Annotated in this window: 5 protein-coding genes and 1 pseudogene; 4 read left to right on the top strand and 2 right to left on the bottom strand. The window is 54.8% G+C overall.

Annotated elements, in window-relative coordinates; genetic code table 11:
- Positions 1-2,439 (bottom strand): choice-of-anchor L domain-containing protein (locus tag EZV60_RS18775; protein WP_135507581.1); only part of this gene is annotated, 2,439 nt, incomplete at its 3' end.
- A gap of 226 nt (positions 2,440-2,665) precedes the next feature.
- On the opposite strand from EZV60_RS18775, the gene EZV60_RS18770 reads away from it, so the two are divergent.
- From EZV60_RS18770 to EZV60_RS18755, 4 genes are all read left to right on the top strand, one after another.
- On the top strand, positions 2,666-3,673 hold the full coding sequence (locus EZV60_RS18770; RefSeq protein ID WP_135507579.1) for a DUF429 domain-containing protein: 1,008 nt from the start codon (positions 2,666-2,668) through the stop codon (positions 3,671-3,673).
- A 160-nt stretch (positions 3,674-3,833) separates the two neighbouring features.
- Positions 3,834-4,583 (top strand): hypothetical protein, encoded by a 750-nt coding sequence (locus EZV60_RS18765; protein WP_135507576.1) that lies wholly within the window; start codon positions 3,834-3,836, stop codon positions 4,581-4,583.
- Between the two features lie 3 nt (positions 4,584-4,586).
- Positions 4,587-6,161 carry a hypothetical protein gene (locus tag EZV60_RS18760; protein WP_135507574.1) on the top strand — a complete coding sequence of 525 codons (1,575 nt, stop codon included), beginning with the start codon at positions 4,587-4,589 and terminating at the stop codon, positions 6,159-6,161.
- A gap of 128 nt (positions 6,162-6,289) precedes the next feature.
- Positions 6,290-6,886, top strand: coding sequence for an endonuclease NucS domain-containing protein (locus EZV60_RS18755; protein ID WP_167853589.1), 597 nt, complete (start codon positions 6,290-6,292; stop codon positions 6,884-6,886).
- Here the strand turns inward: EZV60_RS18755 and EZV60_RS19205 are convergent.
- Positions 6,862-7,112: pseudogene (locus EZV60_RS19205) on the bottom strand (hypothetical protein); the annotation flags it as partial. The gene EZV60_RS18755 and the pseudogene EZV60_RS19205 sit on opposite strands and share 25 nt — an antisense overlap.

Here is a 7,112-nt window from a genome sequence, read left to right as displayed (position 1 = left end):
ATCGCCCGCCACCTCGATCACCACGTCGCCGGGATCGTTGACGAGATAGAAATCCCCGTTCTGCCCGCCGACCATCCGGTCAGCGCCACGCCCCCCATCCATCCGGTCCTCGCCCAGCCCCCCAAGCAAGGTGTCGTTGGCGTCTAAACCTTCAAGCGTATCGTTCCCGCCGAGGCCTTGAATTGTATCGTCATTGGCTGATCCGACCAGGTTCTCGTCCGTTTCGTCCCCGATCAGATTGAGCCCGCTTGCGATATTCTGGCCAGTAACCTCGGTATTACCACTGCTATTCGTGTAGGAGAGGATCGCCTTTGATAAATCACCTTCCAACGTGACTTGTGTGTCCGGGATCCCGTCGCCGTCGGTATCGATGTTGAGAATGGCTGAGCCCGCCGGAATGTCTACATCTTCAGCGCCAAACACCGTCCCTTCAAAAAGTAACGAGTCGTCGTTGCCAAAACCGCTGATAAAATCTCCGTTCAACTCTTGAGGCGTGCCGCTGACGGTGTCCTGTCCGCTACCCAATGTAATCAGTTGAGGCGCACCGTTGGCGTCAATATTGTCGTTGCCCGCGGTGCCGCTGGTCTTCACAAAGCTACCGCTGGTGTCGAAGTCAGAGCCTTGTATGTTGCCAACAAAGAGCCCAGAATCTAGCACTTCATCTCCGGTATCGGCTACGGCGATCGTGACCGTGTTGATGCCCGGCTGGACAGGAGCAATCACGTTCAAAAGTACCGAGAAACCGTCATATTCCGTATCGAATGTCCCGGTGAAGGGATCGGTGTCAGATCCGTCATCGCCGTTGTTAGTGTAGAAGTTGCCCGGCGTCTTAATCGACTCACTAGTGATTGACAGGGGCTGATCCTGGTCGTTGTTGAACAAAGCGTAGTTAACGCCGTTAACATAAACTGTCGCGATATCCACGAATGCAGAGTCAACGAATTCAGGAAATTCGTCGGAGCCAAAGAAAACATCGAAGCTGATGGAGGATCGATCGCCAAGATTGGCGGCGTCAAATGTGAAGGTGATCAGTGAGGCATCGTTGGTCTCCCCGGCATCTGGAAAGGCATCCAAGGCGGTTTGAGTCAGCCTCGGATCTCCCGGTTCGTTGAGTACGACCGTGAAATCCTCCTGAAGATTTTCGGTGCCAGGTCCACCGCCCGAGGAAAGAAAAATCCCACGATCGACGCCAACCACCTCGTTGGGCGAATCTCCGGAAATTTCATTGATGGAGTAGCCGTCTTCAAGCAACGCGAGGCTCTCGACAGCTCCAACGTAGTAGATGTCGATTGGATTGATACTGTCATCGGCGAAGAGAAAGTCACCAATATCCGGGAAGTCCTGCGGCCCGACGATAGCCGTGCCGATGCCGGCGTTAAGGGCTAAAGAAGGGTCGAGTTGCAGGATCGCGTTTCCACCATCCTGCGAAACGACTAGGCCCGCCGATGACGCCGCGCCAAAAACGGTCGTGTAGAAGAACGACGCCTCCGGCGTTGCGTCGCCATTGGTCTCAATCAGCACTTCGTTGAAGCCTGGACCCTCAAGGATCGAGGCCGTGCTGACCCCCTCGACGATGATCAAGTCGCCGAAATCAAGCCCGTTGATCCTGTCTTGATTCAACTCTTCTGGGGTACCGCGAATGATGTCCAGGCCACCGCCGCCATCGACCGTGTCGCCGTCGGTGCCGCTGTTGATCTCGTCATTGCCCGCCCCGCCCTGAATGAGATCCTGTCCCGCACCGCCCAGGATCGTATCGTTGCCGAAGCCGCCGTCGATCGTATCGTTTCCGGCTTGACCGTCGATCGGGTCGTTCGAGGAAAAGCCTAAGAGGTCGTCGGGACCGGCAGTGCCGGCAAAGGGATCGGGATCGACCAAAGCGCCCGGCACATCGCCTGGCGAAAACGGTGTGCCGGGCGCGAATAATCCTCCGGGAATATCGGTCAGGGTCCCGCTGAAAAAGTCGATCACCTCTGTTACGGTGGGCAACGAGCCTGCGCCGACTGGGTCCCCGGACAGAATGAAAACATAGTTGAAGAAATTGTCCTGGCGCAGCGTCAGGATCTGCGTGCTTTCGGTTCCATTGGTGATCTCGCCCATGCCAGCGCTCCACTGGCTGCTGGCGAGGTTCGGAAACATGCCGTCAAGCACGATCCCAGAGACCTCGCCCTGGGTAACAGACAGCGTGCCCGGTACACCGAGCGGATCCGCTCCAATTGTCCCGGGTGTGAAGCTGAAGCTAAGATCGTCACTTCCTTGGATTTGAAGTTCCGAACCGGTTACGAAAAATGGGCTGTCTGTCGGCCCCGTAAAAACAAATCCCGTAAGCGTGTACAATGTCGGCATTAAGCAATCCTTTTCAAACGCGGATGTCCGTGCCAGTTCGATCTCATGCGAAAAGACCTTGGAAATCCATTTCCTGTTCAAAATGACCAAAGCCAATTCGCTTCCCCAAAAGGGCGGCATCGGGCAAATGTATGATCAGATTAGGAAATCAGCCTTTTTGGGTCAATGGAACCCAAAAGTGGTACCGGATTTTCAATTTCCATCGGAGCGTGCAACAGGCTGTTAACGAAATCCATAGAAATAGCAGGAGGTGTCAGAGCGACGAGCTTGCGACGATGCTCACCGCCCCCTACCCTTGCTGCAGGAACCGAGAGTGTAAGCCATGAAGGTCATTGGCATCGATTTTACGAGCAGTCCGTCGCGCCGCAAACCGATTACGGCACTGAGCTGCAGCCTAGAAGGAGACACTTTGACGGCTGGCGATCTTGAGAGCTGGCCGGATTTCAAAGGGTTTGAAGAGATGCTAGCCTCACCCGGTCCATGGATCGCGGGCATCGACTTCCCATTCGGGCAGGCGCGCCGCTTCATTAACACTATCGGGTGGCCGAAGAACTGGGCCGAATACGTTGGGCACGCGCAGAGGCTTACCCGCGATGGCTTCCGCAAAGCGCTCGACGAATATCGTGCTGAACGACCTGACGGCGACAAAGAACATCGTCGCGCAACCGATATCGCCGCCGGATCGATTAGCCCGCAAAAGCTCTTTGGTGTACCGGTGGGGCTGATGTTCTTTGAGGGTGCTCCACGCCTTTTAAGTTCCGGGGTTTCAATTCCGTATTTACTTAACGGCGCCCAAGATCGGATTGCCGTCGAAGCTTATCCCGGTGTTGTCGCCCGAAAGCTAATTGGCCGGCGCAGTTACAAGAACGACACGAAAAGCAAGCAAACCATCGATCAATTCCGTGCCCGCCAAGAGCTTTTCCATGAACTGGTGTCGGGTGGTCAGGAGCTATACGGCCTGACGATTGAAGCCGATCGATCTCTGTGCGACGACCCTGGGGCTGACACACTCGATGCGCTGCTTTGCGCAGTTCAGGCTGCGTGGGCTTGGAACCAGCGTAAGAAAGGCTACGGCGCCCCTCAAGACCCTGACGAGCTAGAGGGTTGGATCGCTGATCCTCTGGTTTCTGGTGGAACGCCTAGGTCAGATCTTAAAGAAGAGCACGATATTGATGTCGTCGTGGTAAATTTGAAGATACGTCGTAGTACGTACGAAGCCGCACGTACCATGGCGACAAGCTCGAACTCCAAATCTCCAGGCGAAGCCCGAAGCGCCATGACGGCAGAGGACTATCTCAGTCAGTTTCTCGATACCAACCTCGAAGATTAGTAACGAGGCTTTCGCTCCAAAACATGCGACAGCCAATCGCTCGGCTGAAGCGTGATACCTGCCTCATTTATGTCATACCTTTCAGTATCTTGTTGCCTGTGGTCCGCGGCCGGGTTCGTGCCGATGGCCATAATTATTACAGGGATTCTAGGAGCCTTGATTGTCCTACATTATTGCGCACGTGTCCTTTGACAGAACTGAAAAGACCTATCCTGTGAACTGTCTCCGAACTGACATCAAGATCGGAGACGAAGTCGTGGTCAAGATGAATAACCGTCCACTCAAGTGGGCGAAGGTTATGGATTTAAATTTCTTGAACTGGAACTGCCAGAACACGATCGAGTGCCTGGCCTCGGAAGCCGAGTTCACAAGTGATGGTATCACCCTTCCACGGGGCGGTTCGCTCAGTATCAAAGGCCTGTCTCGACCCTACGATCTGGCCGTCCAACTTTACAGGCTTGGATGGGTGCCCCGTCGAGCCGCAAGCCGGATGTATCGAAGCGCGTATTCTGCAAGCAACCGAAGCCGGACAGCCCTGATACTAATGCGCAAGAATGGTGTGGATGTTCAGGTTATTGATGGGCTACCCGAGGCAGAGCAGAAGCCAAATTCCGTTCTTTCGATCAGCAGATCGGATGGAAACTTTATCGCGCAAGCCTTCCACGGTAGCCGCGACAACATTCTAGAGCGAACAGCGAGATTTGCTGCGGCCTTCTTGCGAAATGAAGACAATCTGGAAGCAATGGTGCAGCCTGTGCGGACCGGGAAAGCCCTGCCTAAACCTCCACCCAGAATGCGCCGGCAGGAAGATGATCTGTATTCGGCCTTGGGTGGTTCCGGGGAACCGGTCTATTTGTCTGACGGCGTCTGGCTGACCCCGGGCGGCGGCGCCCACGACTGGGGGAGGTAGAATATGAGTGATACGGCTAAACCTGCCAGATCAGCCCGAGTTGCCGGAGTATTGGGACGCTCAGCTCTTTTTCTCGCCAGAGTCATTGGAAAGGTGGTTTGGGCAGTTGCAAAACCGATAGGCAGGCTGACTGGCAGGCTGGCTGTTAAAGGTGGTCGAGCTGTAAAGGAGCAGGCGCAGATGAAAATCGCCGAGCTCGAACTCAGGCATGACAACTACACCCGGGACAATTTTTACGAGAAGGGCGCCATAACCCTGGAAGATCTCGTCGATGCTCTGCTGATCGAGAAACGAGGAACGTCGGCGAGGATTGTCAGGGCACTCTCGGCCAAACTTGGGGCCGCGGGTGCTACAGTCGGAATATTTTCAATTGCATCTTTGCTCGGAACGGCGAGCACGGGAACTGCCATCTCCTCACTATCTGGCGCGGCTTTCAATAGCGCTGCGCTGGCATGGATTGGCGGGAGCGTTGCAACAGGTGGATGGATTGTTCTTGGCGTCGCCGCGGTCGGTTCCGTCGTGGCTTATTACGGGTCCCGGACGCTGCTCCAAAAATGGACTGGCAAGAGGCGCAAGAAAAAGTCACTGGACAAGCAAGAAAGGCAGTTTGTCGAAACATGCCTGATGCTTGCGGTGGCTTTTCGTGAACGATCCGGGCAGAAAGCTAGGTTGGATCGAATTACTGCCAAAGCTCTACACCAAAATCTATCGCGAGAGCTCATCGAGGAACTGGATGTTTGCATTTCCAAGGTTGCGCACTGGCCGAGCATCCCACGCGATCGGCTTCAGGATCGCAAGTCAGATCTAGAGAAGCTCATAAATTTCTTGAAGAAGCTGGATGACAGACCGTCTGCTGTCGCGAAAAATTCAATCCCGGCTGGGCCCATTCTTACAGGTGCAGTCTCCGCAACTATTCTCAAGCTGATGGCATCAGATTTGCCTTCGTTTGACGAAAATGAGCAACTGGTTCTGCAAGCCTTGCGTAGATCTCGCAATGACCTTTCCAATGCCAGTGATATGGAGCTGGCACGTTACGTCCAGTCCCTGTCAGTCGAGCAGATTGCAGGACTGAAGAACAATGCGAAGGGGATCTACCACGAACTTGCGTTCCAGCGTCGTGAGAACCTTGATGATGATAGCTATGTCGTGGAGTTGTTCAATGAGACCAACCACCCGGGAGCGGATGTCCGTATCATCAATGTGGCGACGGGCGAAATCTCCGAAGTCCAACTCAAAGCTACGAATTACGCATCCTACGTACGTGATCATAATGAGAAATATGGAGATATCAGCGTTCTGGCAACGACCGAGGTAGCGGCCGATGTGCCGGATTTGTCTTCGTCCGGGATCAGTAATGAAAGTCTTACAGCTGACACAACTTCAACTCTGAACAAGCTCGGCCAGGGGACCGACGCCGATATTGCAGAAAGCATGGGAGTTGCCGCGATGGTGACCCTGGCAGCTAATGCGAAATCTTTGCTGAAAGGCGAGACTCTTTCAACGAAAGCCAAGCAAAAGATAATTCAGGATGGTGTCGTTGCGGCAAGCGTTGCTGGTCTTGTCCAACTTGTTATCTGAAAGGAGTTGAGCAACAGAAAGCTGCTTGCCGGCACTCATCACGGTCGACCGCCTTTGCCGCGGCAAGGTCCTGTGATGCCGGTGCCGAGCCCCCAGCTTCGATGACCCACCGGCCATGGGAAGCAACGATGAAAGAGCGCACACTTGAAATCATAGTTGCCAAAAGCATCCCGGATGTCTTTGGGCCGGCGTTTCGCCTGGCGGCACAGCAACTGTCCTGCCCCGGTGGGCGGATAGATCTTCTTGTCACTGACGGAAGTAAGAATTGGATTGCGGAGCTGAAGAGAGGACAGGCCAATCGCAAGGCGGTTGATCAGGTTGTTCGATACGTCAATCACTATCGTTCGATTGGTGAGGCAGTCGGTGGATGGGTTGTAGCACATGAGGTTCCCGCACGTGTTGCGGAATATGCGACGGCTCATGGTATCAGAACGACGGCAGTCCCGGTCGCAATGTGTGAAAGGCTGATAGCGAGCTCAGGCCTGTCTCAGGAAATACTTAGCGGTGTCCGCATTCAGGCCGGGGTCGTCAAAGGCGGCGGGGCTATGAGGTTTGGGAAAAACACAGTGTCCTTTGAGGACGCGTTGCTGAACATGGATGAGGACTGCGCAGCATTTTTCAAGGATGCGGCAGGATATCGCGCGGCTGACCAGATTGCTCGATCAGTTCGACGAAAAGCTGGGCGCTTTGGGACGCTGAATTACCGTGATCTTTTGCCGGGTTGACCGCTCAGGTCTATGCGCAAGCAGGTCTTTGCAAATCTGAACATCTGTTCCTGTGCCTGCCAATCGAGCGGCAGCTGGCTGCGCACGAGGCGCTCCAGCGTCAGATCACCGGGCTGTGTCCCCTCCTGGATGGCCGTCTGAATGGCCGGGGCCAGAAAGGCGAGCTGCGCGCGGGTTCGGATATAGGCCTCGGTAACCCTTTCTTTGCGCGCGATGATCGAGATCG

This window comes from Roseovarius aestuariivivens, assembly GCF_004761875.1.
In the GTDB taxonomy this organism is placed as follows: Bacteria; Pseudomonadota; Alphaproteobacteria; order Rhodobacterales; family Rhodobacteraceae; genus Roseovarius; species Roseovarius aestuariivivens.
This window is presented reverse-complemented; position numbering and strand designations above follow the sequence as displayed.